Consider the following 14,205-nt stretch of genomic DNA (forward strand, 5'->3'; position numbering starts at 1 on the left):
TAACAAGACCAACGCGCCACCCTCGGGCAGCGCGCAAGCCTGAACGATCAGACTCAAACGAGTGTAGAGCAAACGTGCCGCTCACCCCAACTCGCCCCCGTCGGGAAGCTCAGTTGAACTGAATCATCGCCTGCGCGCGGCCGAAGATCTTGCGGTCGCCCTGCTTGGCCACCAGCGCGATCACGCCGCGACGGGTCTCCGGGTCCAGCGACTTGATCTTGCCGCTGAAGTCGATGTGCGCGGCTCCGATCGTCGGCACGTAGACCGGGCTCGTGAAGCGCACGTTGAACTCGTAGATGGCCGCCGGGTCGCCCACGAAGTCGCCGATCACCGTGGCACCCAGGCCCATGGTCTGCATGCCGTGCGCGACGACACCGTCCAGGCCCACCGCCTCGGCCACCTCCCGCGAGAAGTGGATGGGATTGGGGTCGGCGGCCACACCGGCGTAATTCACCAGGTTGCCGAGCGTCAGAGACTTGCGGACCACCGGGAGCTCCTGCCCGACCTCGAGCGTGTCGAAGTCGATGGCACCGTACGCCAGCGGTTCCAACGCCGGCGGCTCGTCGGCCACCGGCAGGTCGGCGGCGGTCTTGCCTGCGACGCCCTCGTTGTCGACGTGCATCATGACGGCGTTCAGCTTGCCGATCAGCTCGGGATCCACCTCGATGGCCGCCCGCGCGACGATAGACGTCAAGGTCGTGACAACCGGCTCGCCGAGCTGGTTCGTCAGTTCGTTCCGGCTCACCAGCAGGTCGGCGCCCATCGACTGGCGGAACGACTCCAGCGAGACCTTGCAGGCGAGCTTGTCGCCCGGCTTCATCGGCTGATGCATGATCAGCCGCTGGTCGGTCTGCATGATCTGCCACATGTCGTAGCCGGTGATGACCTCTTCGAAGAGGCGGCGCTGCATGATCAGCCCCAGGACCGAGACGAAGGTCGGATGCGCGACGAGGGTGTCGTGGCCCAGCTCGGCCGCCTTCGCCTCATCCCAGAACACCGGGTGGTCGGACTGGACCGCGCGCGCATGCGAGCGGATCATCTCGCGACCGACCTCGTAGTAGTCGTCGGCGACATAGCTGTATCCGACCAGCGCCTTGGTGCGCTCAGCGACCTGCTCCGCACTCAACTCGTTCGCGACAGCCGCTTCCAGCTGCTCGTCGACGAACACATCTTCCACTGTCACAACCGCACGGTCTCCTTCACTCGGCCTCACCCGGCCGCACATGACCCTCGGACTGCCGACAGGCGTCCGACGGGAGAACTTCACGAAACTGATTCGTTACATTGTCCGCTGCCGACCGGGTGCTGACAAAATAAAGCGAGGCACCTCACAGGTGAGGTGCCTCGCTCTATTGAGTCTCTAGAAATCGCCCGAAGGCGACGCGCCTAGCGCGACTCCTTGTGCGTCTGATGCTTGCCGCAGTTCGGGCAGAACTTCTTCAGCTCGAGACGATCGGGGTCGTTGCGACGGTTCTTCTTGGTGATGTAGTTGCGGTGCTTGCACACCTCGCATGCCAAGGTGATCTTCGGCCGCACATCGGTTGAGGAAGCCACTTTGTTGCCTACTTTCAGCTCTTGCGGTACTTGCGGTCCCACGCTTTCGGGCCGAAGTCCCACCGGCGTAGGCGGAATGTGTAGCGGTGGGGGGACTCGATCCCCCGACCTCACGATTATGAGTCGTGCGCTCTAACCAGCTGAGCTACACCGCCCTGTTCAGTCCTGGTCGGTTGACCAAAACCAAGCGAGCCCCCTGACGGAATCGAACCGTCGACCTTTTCCTTACCATGGAAACGCTCTGCCGACTGAGCTAAGGGGGCGTTCGTCCTGTTCCCGAAGAAGAAGTTCTCCGTTCCCAGAAGCCTCAACGAGGTTACACATACGCATCCAGATTAACCAAAACCGCTGGTCAAGTCCATGTTCATCTGTGTCGATCTCGCGGTGGCAGATGAAGGATTCGAACCTTCGTAGCTTGCGCGACGGATTTACAATCCGCTCCCTTTGGCCGCTCGGGCAATCTGCCGTGTCAACTATCGCGAACGCACCGGGACCAGTCCCGACGGCTCGTGAAAGCAACGGGAATCAGAATACAACGTCCTCCCCCGGTACATGCAAATTGGCTGCTCAGGACACTGATAGTGTGAGGACATGGCTGATTCTTCGTTTGACGTCGTGAGCAAGGTCGACCGCCAGGAGGTCGACAACGCCCTCAACCAAGCCGGCAAGGAACTCTCGCAGCGATACGACTTCCGCGGCACCAACACCACCATCGACTGGTCCGGCGAGGAGAAGATCGTGATCTCCTCCGACGCCGAGGAACGCGCCCTCGCGGGCCTCGAGGTGTTCAAGGAGAAGTTGATCCGCCGCGACATCTCCCTCAAGGCGTTCGACGCCGGCGAGCCCGTCGGCTCCGGCAAGACCTTCAAGATCACCGGCGAACTGGTCCAGGGCATCGACTCCGACCACGCCAAGAAGATCTCCAAGAAGATCCGCGACGAAGGCCCCAAGGGCGTCAAGGCGCAGATCCAGGGCGACGAACTCCGCGTCTCGTCGAAGAAGCGCGACGACCTCCAGGCGGTCATTGCGTTGTTGAAGGGCGAAGATTTCGGCATTGCTCTTCAGTTCGTGAACTACCGGTAGTTCTTCTCCTTCCCATCAGCGCCCGCGGAGTCGGGGGTCGGCTGAACGGTTTCCTCGCTAGTCCTCGCTCCTCGCCCTTGGGGCTCGTCGCTGCGGAGGGCGAGGAACTCCGTTCAGCCGACCCCCGACTCCGCTTTTCGTTGCGGTTTTGTCGTCGCTGCGTCTTTTCTGTTCCCACTGCGAGTGACTCAGCCTCCTGGGCGTTTTGCTTCCAGCCCGCGGCGGCCTCGATGCGCTCGTCGCTCCGCTCCTCGCTTACTCGACCTGCATGGAGGGCTCCGTTACCACCCACGCTGGTCGAGTAAGCACGCGAGCTTGCGAGCCTGCGCATCGAGGCCGCCACAGGCTGGGTCGCCTGCCACATCCCATGACAAGCTGCCTTGACATCTCGTGACAAGTCGGCTTGACTTCTGACATGTCCGAAGCACCATCTCCCGTCAAGGCGGCACGCGGTCGAGCCGGGCTGCGGCAGGCGGATCTCGCGGCGGCGGTCGGCGTCAGTCGGCAGACCGTGGTCTCGATGGAGCGCGGCGACTACGCGCCGTCGGTCCATCTGGCGATCCGGATCGCCCGGGCACTGGACAGTTCCGTCGAAGAGCTTTTTCCCCTACCCGAGGAGCAGTGACATGACACCGCGAGCGAAGACGATCCCCGCGCTGCTGTTGGCCGACACCGACGACTCGTGGGGCGACGAGCGCGAACGATCCGTGATGCTCCAGGCGTATGCCTACGTGTTCATCCTGGCGAACGTCCTGCTGTGGACCCTGGCTGCGGCGGCCGCGTGGTTCGTTCCGGCGTGGGTGACGATCGCGCTGTTCCTCGCGCTGCTGATCCCGTCTCTGGAGTGGCAGCGGTACTGCAGGGCGCTCGGCGTCGACGCCAACACCCTGGCCTACGGCGGCGACTCGTGGCTCCGCGTCGCCCTGACCGGCATCTACTTCGGCGCCTGCGCGGTCGTGATGGCCACCGCGGTGATCGCGAAGCTCAACCCCGACGGCGGCGTCGGCGGAGCCGTCGCCGGAGGCGTCGTAGGCGCCCTGACCGCCATCGCGGCCGGCCGCTGGGCCGCGAAGCGCAAGAAGCAACAGCAGGCCACCGACGACTAGTCCACTCCCTTGGATCGAAGGCTGAAGTCGGCAGCTCGCCGGACGAGGCAGCCTTCCCCGCACCACTTATAGGTGAGTCGCACCACTTGTGTTTCTCGCACTCGGTCGCGACTGAGTGCGGGAGCCACAAGTGGTGCCGCTGGTCGACAGATGGTGCGGCAACCCCTTCGGGTGCAACCGCCCACCGCACCGCAACACCGGAACAGCACAACGCTGGGCAAAAAAGCGCTAAGGAAAGCGCGGCGCCGTGGCCGCCGGGGACAACGGAACGGAACTCAGCGCGCGACGACGAGGAACGAGGCGCGGCGGCGGGACCTGAGCGCTCGGAGTTCCGCGCCCTCCGCAGCGACGAGCCCCAAAGGGCGAGGAGCGAGGACTAGCGCGGAAACCGAGCGCTCAGGTCCCGCCGCCGCACCGGGGCAAAACGCAGCCGGAGCGGGCCGAGACTCAGTACCGCTGACCCCCATCGCGAGCCATCTGCTCCAGACGAGCGATCCGCTCTTGGGTCGGCGGATGCGTCGAGAACAGTCGCGACAGCTTCTCGCCGGAGCGGAACGGGCTCTCGATCATCAGGTGCGACTGGTTGGCGAGGTCGGGGGTCGGGGGCAGCGGGGCGGCTTGGATGCCGCCGGAGATCTTGCGGAGGGCGGACGCGAGGGCGAGGGGGTCGCCGGTGAGTTCGGCGCCGGACTGGTCGGCCTGGAATTCGCGGGACCGGGAGACGGACATCTGGATCACCATGGCGGCGATGGGGCCGAGGAGCGAGATGAGGATCATCGCGAGCGGGTTGGGGCCGTTCTCTCGGTTGCCGCCGAACATGCCCATCCACATGGCCATGTTGGCGAGGCCGCTGATGACGGCGGCCATGGCGCCGGCGATGGAGCTGATGAGGATGTCACGGTTGTAGACGTGCGAGAGCTCGTGGCCGAGGACGGCGCGGAGTTCGCGTTCGTCGAGGAGTTCCATTATCCCGGAGGTGCAGCAGACGGCGGCGTTCTTGGGGTTGCGGCCGGTCGCGAACGCGTTGGGCGATTCGGTGGGGCTGATGTAAAGCGCGGGCATCGGCTGGTGCGCCTGGGTCGCGAGGTCGCGGACGATGCGGTAGAGCTCGGGCGCCTGAACTTCGGTGACGGGCTGCGCGTGCATGGCGCGCAGTGAGAGTTTGGCGCTGTTGAAGTAGGCGTAAGCGTTGGTGCCGACGGCGAACAGCACCGACAACCAGAGGATCGTCGGGTTGTTGAACATGGCGCCGATGCCGACGATCACCGCCGACATCAGACCCATCAGCGCAGCCGTCTTCAGGCCGTTGAAATGCATGGCACCTCACTGTCAGAAATCAGTTACTCACAGTGGTCAACGCACCAGGGAGGCTCGGAAGTTCCTGGCGTAATCGTCGTCACTCGGACATGTCTCCCCGGCGACGATACGCCGTCGTCCGATCAGCCGACGCGGTCGACGGTGTAGCGGACCAGGGCGCTGAAGGCGTCGTTGGCGGGTCCGGCGGGGAGCCCGGCGAGGAGGCCGCGTGCCTCGTCGGCCATCGCTTCGAGGCGTGCCTGCGCTTCCTTCATGCCGGACGAGTCGACGAGCAGGTGCAGCGCTTCGTCGACTTCGGCGTCGTCGGTGAGGGCGCGCGGGGTGCCGGTCTCGGGGTCGACGAGGAGTTCGCGGAGGCGTGCCGCGTCGGGTCCGTCGCCGGTGAGGGCGAGGAGGACCGGCAGGGTGTGCACGCCTTCGCGAAGGTCGGTGCCGGGGGTCTTGCCGGAGTCGTCGGTCACCGAGGCGATGTCGATGATGTCGTCGGAGACCTGGAAGGCGGTGCCGACGACGTCGCCGAGCCGCGCGAGCGTGGTGACGGTCTGTTCGTCGGCGCCCGCGGTGTAGGCGCCGAAGCGCCCTGCGGTCGCGATGAGCGAGCCGGTCTTCTCCCACACCACCTTGAGGTAGTGCTCGATGGGGTCGCCGCCCTTGGTGACGCCGACGGTCTCGCGCATCTGGCCGGTGACGAGTTCTGCGAAGGTGTCGGCGATGATCCGGACGGCTTCGGGTCCGAGCGTCGACACGAGGTGGGAGGCGCGGGCGAACAGGAAGTCGCCGGCGAGGATGGCGATGGAGTTGGACCAGCGGGCGTTGGCGCTGAGTGCGCCGCGGCGCAGCGGGGCGTCGTCCATGACGTCGTCGTGGTACAGGGTGGCGAGGTGGGTCATCTCGAGCACGGTGGCGGAGGTGATGACCTCGTCGCTGGCCGGGTTTGGCCCGAAGTGCGAGGCGAGGATCGCGAACATGGGTCGGAAGCGCTTGCCACCGGCTTTGGCCAGGTGGGTGGCGGCTTCGACCAGGATGTCGTCCCCGGACGACAGTTCACTGATCAGCAGGTCCTCGACGCGTTGCAGCGCCTGCTGCAGCTGACCGGCGAACTCTCCGGTCCCGAGATCCAGTCCGGCAAAAGTGGACTTCACGTTTCTGGCCCAATCCCATCGGTGTTTGCTGAACGTCGCTGATTCGTCGTTCTGCGGCACCAGAAGCGTAACCGCTCCGGTCACCCGACATACTGGTCGGGTGACCAGCGCAACGCCCGGCGAGGCCATTGGAGATTCCGCCGACCTTCTCGTGGTGGGCGCCGGACCCGCGGGTGCGGCGGCCTCGGCCCGTGCCGCAGCACGCGGTCGCGACGTCGTCCTGCTCGATGCGCAGGTCTTTCCGCGGGACAAGACCTGCGGTGACGGCCTGACGCCGCGGGCGGTCGCAGGCCTGACCGAACTCGGCATGGGCGGCCTCCTCGACGACCGCCCACGCATCCGCGGCCTGGAGCTCAACGGGTGGGGTCGGCAACAGCGGGTCGACTGGCCTGGCGCGAACCGGTTCGGTCCGTACGGCAGTGCGATCGCCCGCGTCGAGTTGGACGATGCGATCCGCCGGTTCGCCGTCGAGCGGGGCGCCCGGATGGTGTCGGGCACCAAGGCGATCGGCGCGCACCTGGTGGGCGGCCGCGTCGAATCGGTGACGGTGGTCCGCGACGGTGAGCGTCACGAGATCCGGGTGCGAGATGTGATCGTCGCCGACGGTGTGCGGTCGGGGCTGGGACGCTCCTTGGGCCGGACCTGGCATCGCGACACCGCATTCGGGGTGGCGGCGCGCTCGTACGTGGATTCGGGCCGGGCGGACAGCGAGTGGATGGGCTCGCACCTGGAGTTGCGGGATCCCGACGGCGCGCTGCTGCCCGGGTACGGCTGGGTGTTCCCCCTCGGGAACGGAACGGTGAACGTCGGCGTCGGCGCGCTCGCCACCGACAAGCGACCCGCGTCGATGGCGCTGCGCCCGATCCTGGAGCACTACGCGACGATGGTCGCGGGCGACTGGGAACTCACGTCGAAGCCCCGCGGGGTCGCGTCGGCGCTGCTGCCGATGGGCGGCGCGGTGACCGGGGTGGCGGGCGCCAACTGGATGCTGATCGGCGACGCCGCCGCGTGCGTCAACCCGCTCAACGGCGAGGGCATCGACTACGCGATCGAGACCGCGAAGTCGGCCGTCGAGATGCTCGACGCCGAGAACGACTACTCCGCCGCCTGGCCTGCACTCCTGCGCGCCGAGTACGGGACCTCGTTCGCCGCGGCCCGTCGTGCCGCGGGCCTGCTGACGGTGCCGCAGACCGTTCCACTGCTGGGTCGGCCGGGCATCCGGTCGCCGAAGCTGATGTCCACGGTGGTGCGAGTGATGGGCAACCTGCTGACCGACGAGGACTCGGACCTCATCGCCCGCGCCTGGCGCAGCGCCGGCCGCGTCACCGCGGGCCTGGAGGACCGCCCGCCGTTCAGCTGAGCATCCGGCTCAACTCATCGTTCAGCTGAGCATCCGGCTCAACTCACCGTTCAGCTGACCTTCTTGATCCCCTTGTGGATCGCGACGATCCCGCCGGTCTGGTTCTGCCAGGAGACGTCGGAGAAGCCGGCCTCGCCGATGAGCTTCGCGAGCCCGGCCTGGTCGGGCCATGCGCGGATCGACTCGGCGAGGTACACGTAGGCCGCCGGGTTGCTCGACACCGTGGTCGCGACCTTGGGCAGCGCCTTCATCAGGTACTCCATGTACACGGTGCGGAACGGCCGCGCGGTGGGCGTCGAGAACTCGCAGATCACGACGCGGCCGCCGGGCTTGAGGACGCGGTTCAACTCCGACAGCGCCAGGGGGACGTCGGCGACGTTCCGCAGTCCGAACGAGATGGTGGCCGCATCGAACGACGCGTCGGCGAACGGCAGGTGCAGCGCGTCGGCGGCGACCTTCGGGACGTTCCGGTCGGCTCCCGCGCGGAGCATGCCGAGCGAGAAGTCCGCGGCGATGCAGGTGGCGCCCGAGGCCGACAACTCGACGGTGGAGACCGCGGTGCCCGCGGCGAGGTCGAGGACGATGTCGCGCGGCTTCAGGTCGAGGGCGCGGCGGGTGTTGCGGCGCCACCGGCGGTCCTGCGCGAAGGACAGGACGGTGTTGGTGATGTCGTAGCGGCGAGCGACGCCGTCGAACATCTCGGCGACCTCCGACGGGTCCTTCTCGAGGCTGGCGCGGGTTCCGGGGTCGCTGCTGTCAGTCATGCAGGCAATGCTAATCGCGTCGCGAGCGTCGACCGGTCTCGGCCACCCCCAGCATGAGCACGATCACCAACGCCCAGCCCGCGGCGATCACCGACAGGGCCGGGACCACCGACAGGCTCGCGTCACGACCGACCGGCCGTGCCAGGTTGTCGGGGTCGGTGGCGTCGTAGTCGACGAGGATCCGCTGCCCGGTCGAGAGATTGGTCGGGTACAGCAGTCCGAGTTTCGGGTTGCGCAGCACGCCGTCGGGCGTGACGAAGTTGACCGCCGCGTGCAGGCGGTCGGCGGAGATCACGTCGGCGACGGCCGTGGCCTTGTTGGCGTTGATCTTCGCGTCGTTGCGGTAGGCGCCGGCGATGATCACCGTCCCGATCAGAGCGACCAGCACGCCGAGCACTGCGAGGGCGATCTGGATCCGCCGCTGCACTGTCCGGGTCATGACTGACCAGGATAGCCGGGGCCGGCGTCGAGTCGAGCGCTGATCCGGGCGTGCAGACTGCGCAGCCCCTCCCGGTTGGTGCGGACCTCCAGGACCTCGATCCCGCCGTCGTGCGGCGGTTCGGCGAGCGCGGCGGGCAGTTCGACCAAACTCACCCGACGGTGCCCGATGTTGAAGCCCGCGCACATCGCCTCGAGATCGGTGCGGTGAGGAGTGCCGAAGATGCGGTCGTAGACGCCCAGGTAGGCGTCGCGCGCGAATCGCGGATCACCCTGCTCCAGTAGGCCGAAGATGCCGCCGCCGTCGTCGTTGGCGACCACGATCCGCAGGTCCGCGGGGCGGGGTTCATCGGGTCCGATGATCAGTCCGGTGGCGTCGTGGATGAAGGTGAGGTCGCCCATCAGCGCCACCGTCCGACCGTCGGTGCGGGCGAGCGCCGCGCCGATCGCGGTGGCGTTGGTGCCGTCGATCCCGGCCACCCCCCGGTTGGACATCACGTGGACGCCGTCCGCGACGGTCCCGGCGAGCGCGACGTCGCGGATCGGGTTCGACGCCCCCACCATCAGGGTGTCGCCGGGCGCCAGTGCTGCGGCCACGACCGCGGCGACGTGCATGCCGGTCGCCTCGTGGGAGTCGGCGAGCTCGTCGGCCACGGCGGTGACGATCTCGGAGTTCAAGCGGGCCGCCCCGTCGAGCCACGCCTGCCGCGGCGGTGCGGTCGCGACAGCCCGGGTGCCGGTCGCGTACACGTTGCCGGACACGTCCGGCCAGCGCGGTCCGGTGGTGAGGGCGAAGACGTCGACCGCCGGATCGGCGAGCAACCGCGACACCGAGCGGTGGAGGGTGGGGCGGCCGCAGATGATCGCCTGCTGCGGCGCCAGCTTTCCGAGGGCGAGGGGGTGCAGCGGATTCTGCACGTGCGGTGCGGTCGGCTCCGCGACGGTCGGCAGAGCCGCGAGCTCGGGATGCACGCCCGCACCGTGGCCGGACACCACGACCGTGTCAAGCGACAGGTCGATCTCGAGTGGGATGTCGAGCCTGCCGACCGGAGCGGAGGTCCACGGCGCCCCTCCCGGACGACCGGCGAAGCGTCCACCGTCGATCACCGCGAGATCTGTGTCGGGGAGGTCGCCGCTGTCGGGGACCAGCGGTTCGCGGAGCGGGATGTCGAACTGGACCGGCCCGGCGTTGCCGGTCCGGGCGCCCCGGGCCGAGGCGAGCACGCGGCCGACCGCCGACCGCCACTGCGAGTTGGTGTCCAGGTTCTCTGCCGCCAGCCCCAGGCTGATGGCGGCCCGCACCTGCGTGCCGAACATGCCGAACTGCTCGATGGTCTGGTTGGCGCCGGAGCCGAGCAGCTCGTACGGGCGGTTGGCGCTGACGACCACCAGCGGGATCCGCGCGTAGTTCGCCTCGAACACCGCGGGCCCCATGTTCGCGACGGCGGTTCCCGAGGTCATCACGATCGGCACCGGCCGCCGGCTCGCCGCGGCGAGGCCCAGCGCCAGGTAGCCCGCCGATCGTTCGTCGATCCGCACGTGCAGGCGGAGGCGGCCCTGCGCGTCGGCCGCGTGCAGCGCGAACGCGAGCGGAGCATTGCGGGAGCCCGGGCAGAGGACGGCTTCGGTGACGCCGCCGCGGATCATCTCGTCGACGATCACGCGCGCCTGCAGGGTGGACGGATTCATGACGTAGACACTATGTGTCCACGACGGTGAGACGCCGCTCGCACCCCGGCACTAGAGTCGATGCCATGGGCTTCTACGACGATCGTGTTCTGCCCCGGATCATCACCAAGACTTGCGGCATGCCCGCGATGAACAAGCTCCGACGCCGCGTCTGCGAGCCGCTGACCGGCGCGGTGGTGGAGATCGGCTTCGGCTCCGGGTTCAACGTCGGCCAGTACCCGCCCGCGGTCACGCGCGTCGCCGCCGTGGAACCGAGCGACGGCGGGTGGCGCCTCGGTGCGCAGCGGGTCGCGGCGTCGAGCATCCCGATTACTCGGTCGGGGCTCGACGGCCAACACCTCCCCTTCGACGACGACTCCTTCGACTCCGCCCTCTCCACCTTCACCCTGTGCACCATCCCCGACCTGCCCGCGGCCCTCGGCGAACTCCGACGCGTCGTCGAACCCGGCGGCGTCTTCGCGTTCCTCGAGCACGGCGACGCTCCCGACGACAGCGTCCGCCGCTGGCAACGCAGGCTCGAACCGCTGCAGAAGCGGATCGGCGGCGGCTGCCACCTGACGCGCGACATTCCGTCGCTCATCACCGACGCCGGCTGGGAGATCGTCCACCTGGACACCTTCTACGGCGCCGTCCCGAAGACCTTCTCCGCGTTCTCGCTGGGGTACGCCCGAAATCCCCGGTAGCTCGAAAGACACAGCGGGCTGTGTCACCATCTCGCCCGACTTGCCAGTAGGGTCGACACCATGAGTCGCGAGTTGGACGTCGTCGTCTATGGAGCAACGGGATTCGTCGGTGAGCTGACCGCCCAGTATCTGGCCGATCACGCGCCGGCGGGCACACGCATCGGCCTCGGCGGTCGGTCGGAGACCAAGCTGGCCGCGGTTCGACGACGGCTGGGCGAGAACGCCCGCGACTGGCCCCTGATCGTCGCCGACTCGGACTCCCCCGCCTCGCTCGACGCGATGTGTGCGCGCACGCAGGTCGTGTGCACCACTGTCGGCCCGTACCTCAGGTACGGCGAGAATCTGGTGATCTCCGCGGCCAACGCCGGCACCGACTACGTGGATCTCACCGGCGAGGTGCCGTTCGTCCGCTACTCCGTCGACAAGGCCGACGAGCTCGCCGCCGTCTCCGGCGCGCGCATCGTCCACTCCTGCGGTTTCGACTCGGTCCCGTCCGACCTGGGCGCCTACCTGCTGCACCGTGCGATCACCGAGGACGGCGCGGGCGAGATGACCGACACCACCATGGTCGTCACCTCGCTGCGCGGCGGGGTCTCCGGCGGCACGCTCGACTCGGTCCGGGTGATCTCCGAGCTCGCCAAAGACTCCGAGACCCGCCGCCTGCTGCTGAACCCGCAGGCCCTGTCCGGCGGTTCCGGTGAAACCCCGCGGGTCGGCATCAACTCCGAGCCCAGCGACATCACCCCGGTCGACGCCAAGAAGGTCGATCCGAGCCTTCGCGGCACCCTGGCGCCGTTCTTCATGTCCTCGTACAACACGCGCGTCGTCCGCCGCTCCAACTACCTGCTCGACGGCGCGTACGGCGACGGCTTCCGCTATCAGGAGACGATGTCGGTCGGCGGCGTCCCCGGGCTGTCGGCCGCGCTCGCGGGCGTCGTCACGGTCGGGACCGGCGCCTTCCTCGGCGCCATGAGCTTCGCCCCCACTCGTAAGGTCCTGGACTTCGTTCTCCCGAAGCCCGGCACCGGGCCCAGCGAGAAGAGCCGCGAGACCGGCAACTTCGTCACCCAGACGTTCACGACCACCACCAGCGGCCGCCGCTACCGCTCGCAGATGCGCGCCCACGGCGACCCCGGCTACAAGGCGACCGCCGTCATGCTCGGCGAGAGCGCCCTGGCGCTGGCCCTGGACCGCGACGATCTCCCCGATCGCGCAGGCGTCCTCACTCCGGCCGTCGCGATGGGCGATGTCCTCATCGACCGCCTCCAGGCCGCCGGTTTCGTCGTCGAGGCGCACGAACTGACCTGACCGCGAAACGATGGCTACCGGACCGTGCCCCAGACCCGGTCCGGTAGCCATCGTTCCCGCGTCACATTGCCCGGCGGAGCTCTATCGCCTCGATCAGCTCCCTCATGCACTCGTCGGGTTCGGTGGTGAGCCGCGCCCAGCTGAAACTCAGCGGCAGCCAGCTCATCAGCGCGAGCTGATTCGCCTTCTTCTGGTCCCTGTTCCAGCGGTCGTGCTGCTTATGGAACTTCCATCCGTGGATCTCGACGCTGATCTGTTCCTGCGGCCACGCGAAGTCCAATTCGTAGTCGCCGAACGGGATCTGTTGGAACCAGCCGTCGATCTGATGCTCGCGCAACAGTTTCGCGAACAGCCGCTCGGCCACCGACTCCGACGGGTCCTCTGCGGCTTCGAGGAGAAACCGTGCCCGCCGCATCCCGAAGGACCCTGCATTGCGTTCGAGACTTCGACGCAGATCGACCAGGTGGACACGCCGCTCCTGCAGTGCACGGTCCATGATCGCGATCCCGTCCTCATGCTCGGCAGCGACCTGCAACACCGTCAACGGGAGGTCGGTCACCGGTAGATCCCGAACCACAGTCAGGTCCTCGGAAGGGAAGGTCCGGCGTTTGGCTTGCACCGCGAAACTCAATCGCTGTTCTGTCCGTGTGGACCGGGGCACCGAGACGGTCAGCGGGCTGGGCAGCTCGTCGAGCAACCCGTGCCACCAGGCGGCTGTCGTACGGTCTGCGATTCCGCGGTGCGCAGCAACCGCGATCCGCACCTGCGCGGCGTCGGTCAGGTTGTGCTCGGCCGACAGGTAGACGGCTCGCGCCTCAGCGCTCCACAGACCGGACTCGATGCGGTGCCGAACACGATGCTCGGTCAGGCCGAGCGTGCGGGCCGCCGCACCGGTGATCACCCCGTCGTGGTCTGCGAGGTAGCGCGCAACGGCCAGATCCGGCCGCGTTTCGTCCGTTTTCGTCTCTCTCACATGAGATTGGACGCAGGGACTCCGAGTTCGGTTCCACGACACGCCGAACGATGGCTACGGGACCGGGTCTGGGGCCCGGTCCCGTAGCCATCGTTCTCAGGTGGATGAACTTCTACGCCTGTCCCGGCTTCAGCGCGATGAACAACGCGTCCATCTCGGCGCAGAGACGGTCGCCGTCGTGCAGGGTGCCGCGCACGAAGTACTTGCGGCCCTCGAAGCGCTCCACCCAGGTGCGCAGGGCGAGCGGCTTCTGCAGGGGAGTCAGCGAGCGGTAGTTGACGGTCAGGTAGCCGGTGCGGGCGACGCCGCCCAACTTCAGCGCGGCCGCCATGCCGCCGAGGTCGTCGAAGGCGATCGCGACGTGACCGCCGTGCGCCACCCCGTTGCCACCGAGGTGGAAGGGTCGGAAGGTGACGGTCGCGTCGACGCCGTCGGGGCCGCCGTCGCGGATCTCGTACGGCGGCAGGGTGATGTTGCCGCGCGACGGCAGGTCGATGCGCGTGCCGGACGGGGAGGTCCACTCGTCGACCAGCATGGTGTCGAGCTTCGCGTTGAGCTTCTTGAGGTCCTCGATCACCTCGTCGGCCAGCGCGGGGGTGGGACTCGCGTAGCGCACCTTGTCCATGAACAGCCGGACCTGCTCGATCATCTCGCCGTACGTCGGCCCACCGCGTTCGGTCGTCACCGCGAGGTCGGCGCGGAATCCACCCTCGTGCTGCGAGTTCTCGCCCGCGGGCACGTTCCACTGCTGGTCGGGGGCACCCTTCATCGGATCACCGTCTTCCTCA

General features: G+C 67.8%; 15 protein-coding genes and 3 tRNA genes. 6 read left to right on the plus strand and 12 right to left on the minus strand.

Translation table 11 applies throughout. The annotated features are described in order from the left end of the window. Positions 1–109 precede the first annotated feature (109 nt). The 5 genes from ACH46_RS16615 to ACH46_RS16635 all read right to left on the minus strand — a co-directional run bounded on the left by ACH46_RS16615 (position 110) and on the right by ACH46_RS16635 (position 2,020). Positions 110–1,225 (minus strand): fused (3R)-hydroxyacyl-ACP dehydratase subunits HadA/HadB, encoded by a 1,116-nt coding sequence (locus tag ACH46_RS16615; protein ID WP_062393904.1) that lies wholly within the window; start codon positions 1,223–1,225, stop codon positions 110–112. A 161-nt stretch (positions 1,226–1,386) separates the two neighbouring features. Next, the gene (gene rpmG / locus ACH46_RS16620; protein ID WP_062393905.1) at positions 1,387–1,554 is read right to left on the minus strand and encodes a 50S ribosomal protein L33; all 168 of its coding nucleotides are present in this window, start codon (positions 1,552–1,554) and stop codon (positions 1,387–1,389) included. An 81-nt stretch (positions 1,555–1,635) separates the two neighbouring features. Continuing rightward, positions 1,636–1,709: transfer RNA gene (locus ACH46_RS16625), tRNA-Met, on the minus strand. A gap of 35 nt (positions 1,710–1,744) precedes the next feature. Then, positions 1,745–1,817, minus strand: a tRNA-Thr gene (locus ACH46_RS16630). Between the two features lie 122 nt (positions 1,818–1,939). After that, positions 1,940–2,020: transfer RNA gene (locus ACH46_RS16635), tRNA-Tyr, on the minus strand. Between the two features lie 125 nt (positions 2,021–2,145). On the opposite strand from ACH46_RS16635, the gene ACH46_RS16640 reads away from it, so the two are divergent. The 3 genes from ACH46_RS16640 (at position 2,146) to ACH46_RS16650 (ending at position 3,743) form a co-directional block, all read left to right on the plus strand. After that, positions 2,146–2,637 (plus strand): YajQ family cyclic di-GMP-binding protein, encoded by a 492-nt coding sequence (locus tag ACH46_RS16640; RefSeq protein WP_062393906.1) that lies wholly within the window; start codon positions 2,146–2,148, stop codon positions 2,635–2,637. A gap of 415 nt (positions 2,638–3,052) precedes the next feature. Next, complete coding sequence (locus ACH46_RS16645; protein WP_062393907.1) at positions 3,053–3,262, plus strand: helix-turn-helix transcriptional regulator; 210 nt, start codon at positions 3,053–3,055, stop codon at positions 3,260–3,262. A 1-nt stretch (position 3,263) separates the two neighbouring features. Then, positions 3,264–3,743 (plus strand): hypothetical protein, encoded by a 480-nt coding sequence (locus ACH46_RS16650; RefSeq protein WP_062393908.1) that lies wholly within the window; start codon positions 3,264–3,266, stop codon positions 3,741–3,743. 447 nt (positions 3,744–4,190) lie between these two features. On the opposite strand, the gene htpX is transcribed toward ACH46_RS16650, so the two are convergent. Together htpX and ACH46_RS16660 are read right to left on the minus strand one after the other, a co-directional pair. After that, positions 4,191–5,060 (minus strand): zinc metalloprotease HtpX, encoded by an 870-nt coding sequence (htpX, locus tag ACH46_RS16655; RefSeq protein ID WP_062393909.1) that lies wholly within the window; start codon positions 5,058–5,060, stop codon positions 4,191–4,193. A 122-nt stretch (positions 5,061–5,182) separates the two neighbouring features. After that, the gene (locus ACH46_RS16660; RefSeq protein WP_062393910.1) at positions 5,183–6,202 is read right to left on the minus strand and encodes a polyprenyl synthetase family protein; all 1,020 of its coding nucleotides are present in this window, start codon (positions 6,200–6,202) and stop codon (positions 5,183–5,185) included. Between the two features lie 100 nt (positions 6,203–6,302). Between ACH46_RS16660 and ACH46_RS16665 the strand changes: the two genes are divergently transcribed. Then, positions 6,303–7,562 carry a geranylgeranyl reductase family protein gene (locus tag ACH46_RS16665; protein WP_062393911.1) on the plus strand — a complete coding sequence of 420 codons (1,260 nt, stop codon included), beginning with the start codon at positions 6,303–6,305 and terminating at the stop codon, positions 7,560–7,562. 50 nt (positions 7,563–7,612) lie between these two features. Here the strand turns inward: ACH46_RS16665 and ACH46_RS16670 are convergent, their stop codons facing one another. The 3 genes from ACH46_RS16670 to menD are packed head-to-tail and all read right to left on the minus strand — an operon-like array spanning position 7,613 to position 10,453. Then, positions 7,613–8,326: a demethylmenaquinone methyltransferase gene (locus ACH46_RS16670; protein ID WP_062393912.1), complete on the minus strand. Its 714-nt coding sequence runs from the start codon at positions 8,324–8,326 to the stop codon at positions 7,613–7,615. Between the two features lie 10 nt (positions 8,327–8,336). Beyond that, complete coding sequence (locus tag ACH46_RS16675; RefSeq protein WP_062393913.1) at positions 8,337–8,765, minus strand: DUF3592 domain-containing protein; 429 nt, start codon at positions 8,763–8,765, stop codon at positions 8,337–8,339. Further along, positions 8,762–10,453, minus strand: a complete 1,692-nt coding sequence (gene menD, locus ACH46_RS16680) for a 2-succinyl-5-enolpyruvyl-6-hydroxy-3-cyclohexene-1-carboxylic-acid synthase (protein WP_062393914.1) — start codon at positions 10,451–10,453, stop codon at positions 8,762–8,764. The genes ACH46_RS16675 and menD overlap by 4 nt, the downstream gene beginning before the upstream one ends. Positions 10,454–10,518: 65 nt before the next feature. On the opposite strand from menD, the gene ACH46_RS16685 reads away from it, so the two are divergent. Further along, the gene (locus ACH46_RS16685; RefSeq protein ID WP_062393915.1) at positions 10,519–11,136 is read left to right on the plus strand and encodes a class I SAM-dependent methyltransferase; all 618 of its coding nucleotides are present in this window, start codon (positions 10,519–10,521) and stop codon (positions 11,134–11,136) included. A 60-nt stretch (positions 11,137–11,196) separates the two neighbouring features. Then, entirely contained in the window at positions 11,197–12,444 is a 1,248-nt protein-coding gene (locus tag ACH46_RS16690; RefSeq protein ID WP_062393916.1) for a saccharopine dehydrogenase family protein, read from the plus strand. 61 nt (positions 12,445–12,505) lie between these two features. On the opposite strand, the gene ACH46_RS16695 is transcribed toward ACH46_RS16690, so the two are convergent. Then, positions 12,506–13,417 carry a DUF559 domain-containing protein gene (locus ACH46_RS16695; RefSeq protein WP_062393917.1) on the minus strand — a complete coding sequence of 304 codons (912 nt, stop codon included), beginning with the start codon at positions 13,415–13,417 and terminating at the stop codon, positions 12,506–12,508. 112 nt (positions 13,418–13,529) lie between these two features. After that, a complete protein-coding gene (locus ACH46_RS16700) occupies positions 13,530–14,186 on the minus strand; it encodes a PaaI family thioesterase (protein ID WP_062395556.1) in 657 nt (218 codons plus the stop codon). Between the last annotated feature and the right edge of the window lie 19 nt (positions 14,187–14,205).

The organism is Gordonia phthalatica (assembly GCF_001305675.1).
Lineage (GTDB): Bacteria > Actinomycetota > Actinomycetes > Mycobacteriales > Mycobacteriaceae > Gordonia > Gordonia phthalatica.

Excerpts from the sequence above, each read along its gene's own strand:
- ACH46_RS16615 (WP_062393904.1), bottom strand. The coding sequence starts at position 1,225 with ATGTGCGGCCGGGTGAGGCCGAGTGAAGGAGACCGTGCGGTTGTGACA.
- ACH46_RS16640 (WP_062393906.1), top strand. The coding sequence starts at position 2,146 with ATGGCTGATTCTTCGTTTGACGTCGTGAGCAAGGTCGACCGCCAGGAG.
- ACH46_RS16645 (WP_062393907.1), top strand. The coding sequence starts at position 3,053 with ATGTCCGAAGCACCATCTCCCGTCAAGGCGGCACGCGGTCGAGCCGGG.
- ACH46_RS16650 (WP_062393908.1), top strand. The coding sequence starts at position 3,264 with ATGACACCGCGAGCGAAGACGATCCCCGCGCTGCTGTTGGCCGACACC.
- htpX (WP_062393909.1), bottom strand. The coding sequence starts at position 5,060 with ATGCATTTCAACGGCCTGAAGACGGCTGCGCTGATGGGTCTGATGTCG.
- ACH46_RS16670 (WP_062393912.1), bottom strand. The coding sequence starts at position 8,326 with ATGACTGACAGCAGCGACCCCGGAACCCGCGCCAGCCTCGAGAAGGAC.
- ACH46_RS16675 (WP_062393913.1), bottom strand. The coding sequence starts at position 8,765 with ATGACCCGGACAGTGCAGCGGCGGATCCAGATCGCCCTCGCAGTGCTC.
- menD (WP_062393914.1), bottom strand. The coding sequence starts at position 10,453 with ATGAATCCGTCCACCCTGCAGGCGCGCGTGATCGTCGACGAGATGATC.
- ACH46_RS16685 (WP_062393915.1), top strand. The coding sequence starts at position 10,519 with ATGGGCTTCTACGACGATCGTGTTCTGCCCCGGATCATCACCAAGACT.
- ACH46_RS16690 (WP_062393916.1), top strand. The coding sequence starts at position 11,197 with ATGAGTCGCGAGTTGGACGTCGTCGTCTATGGAGCAACGGGATTCGTC.
- ACH46_RS16700 (WP_062395556.1), bottom strand. The coding sequence starts at position 14,186 with ATGAAGGGTGCCCCCGACCAGCAGTGGAACGTGCCCGCGGGCGAGAAC.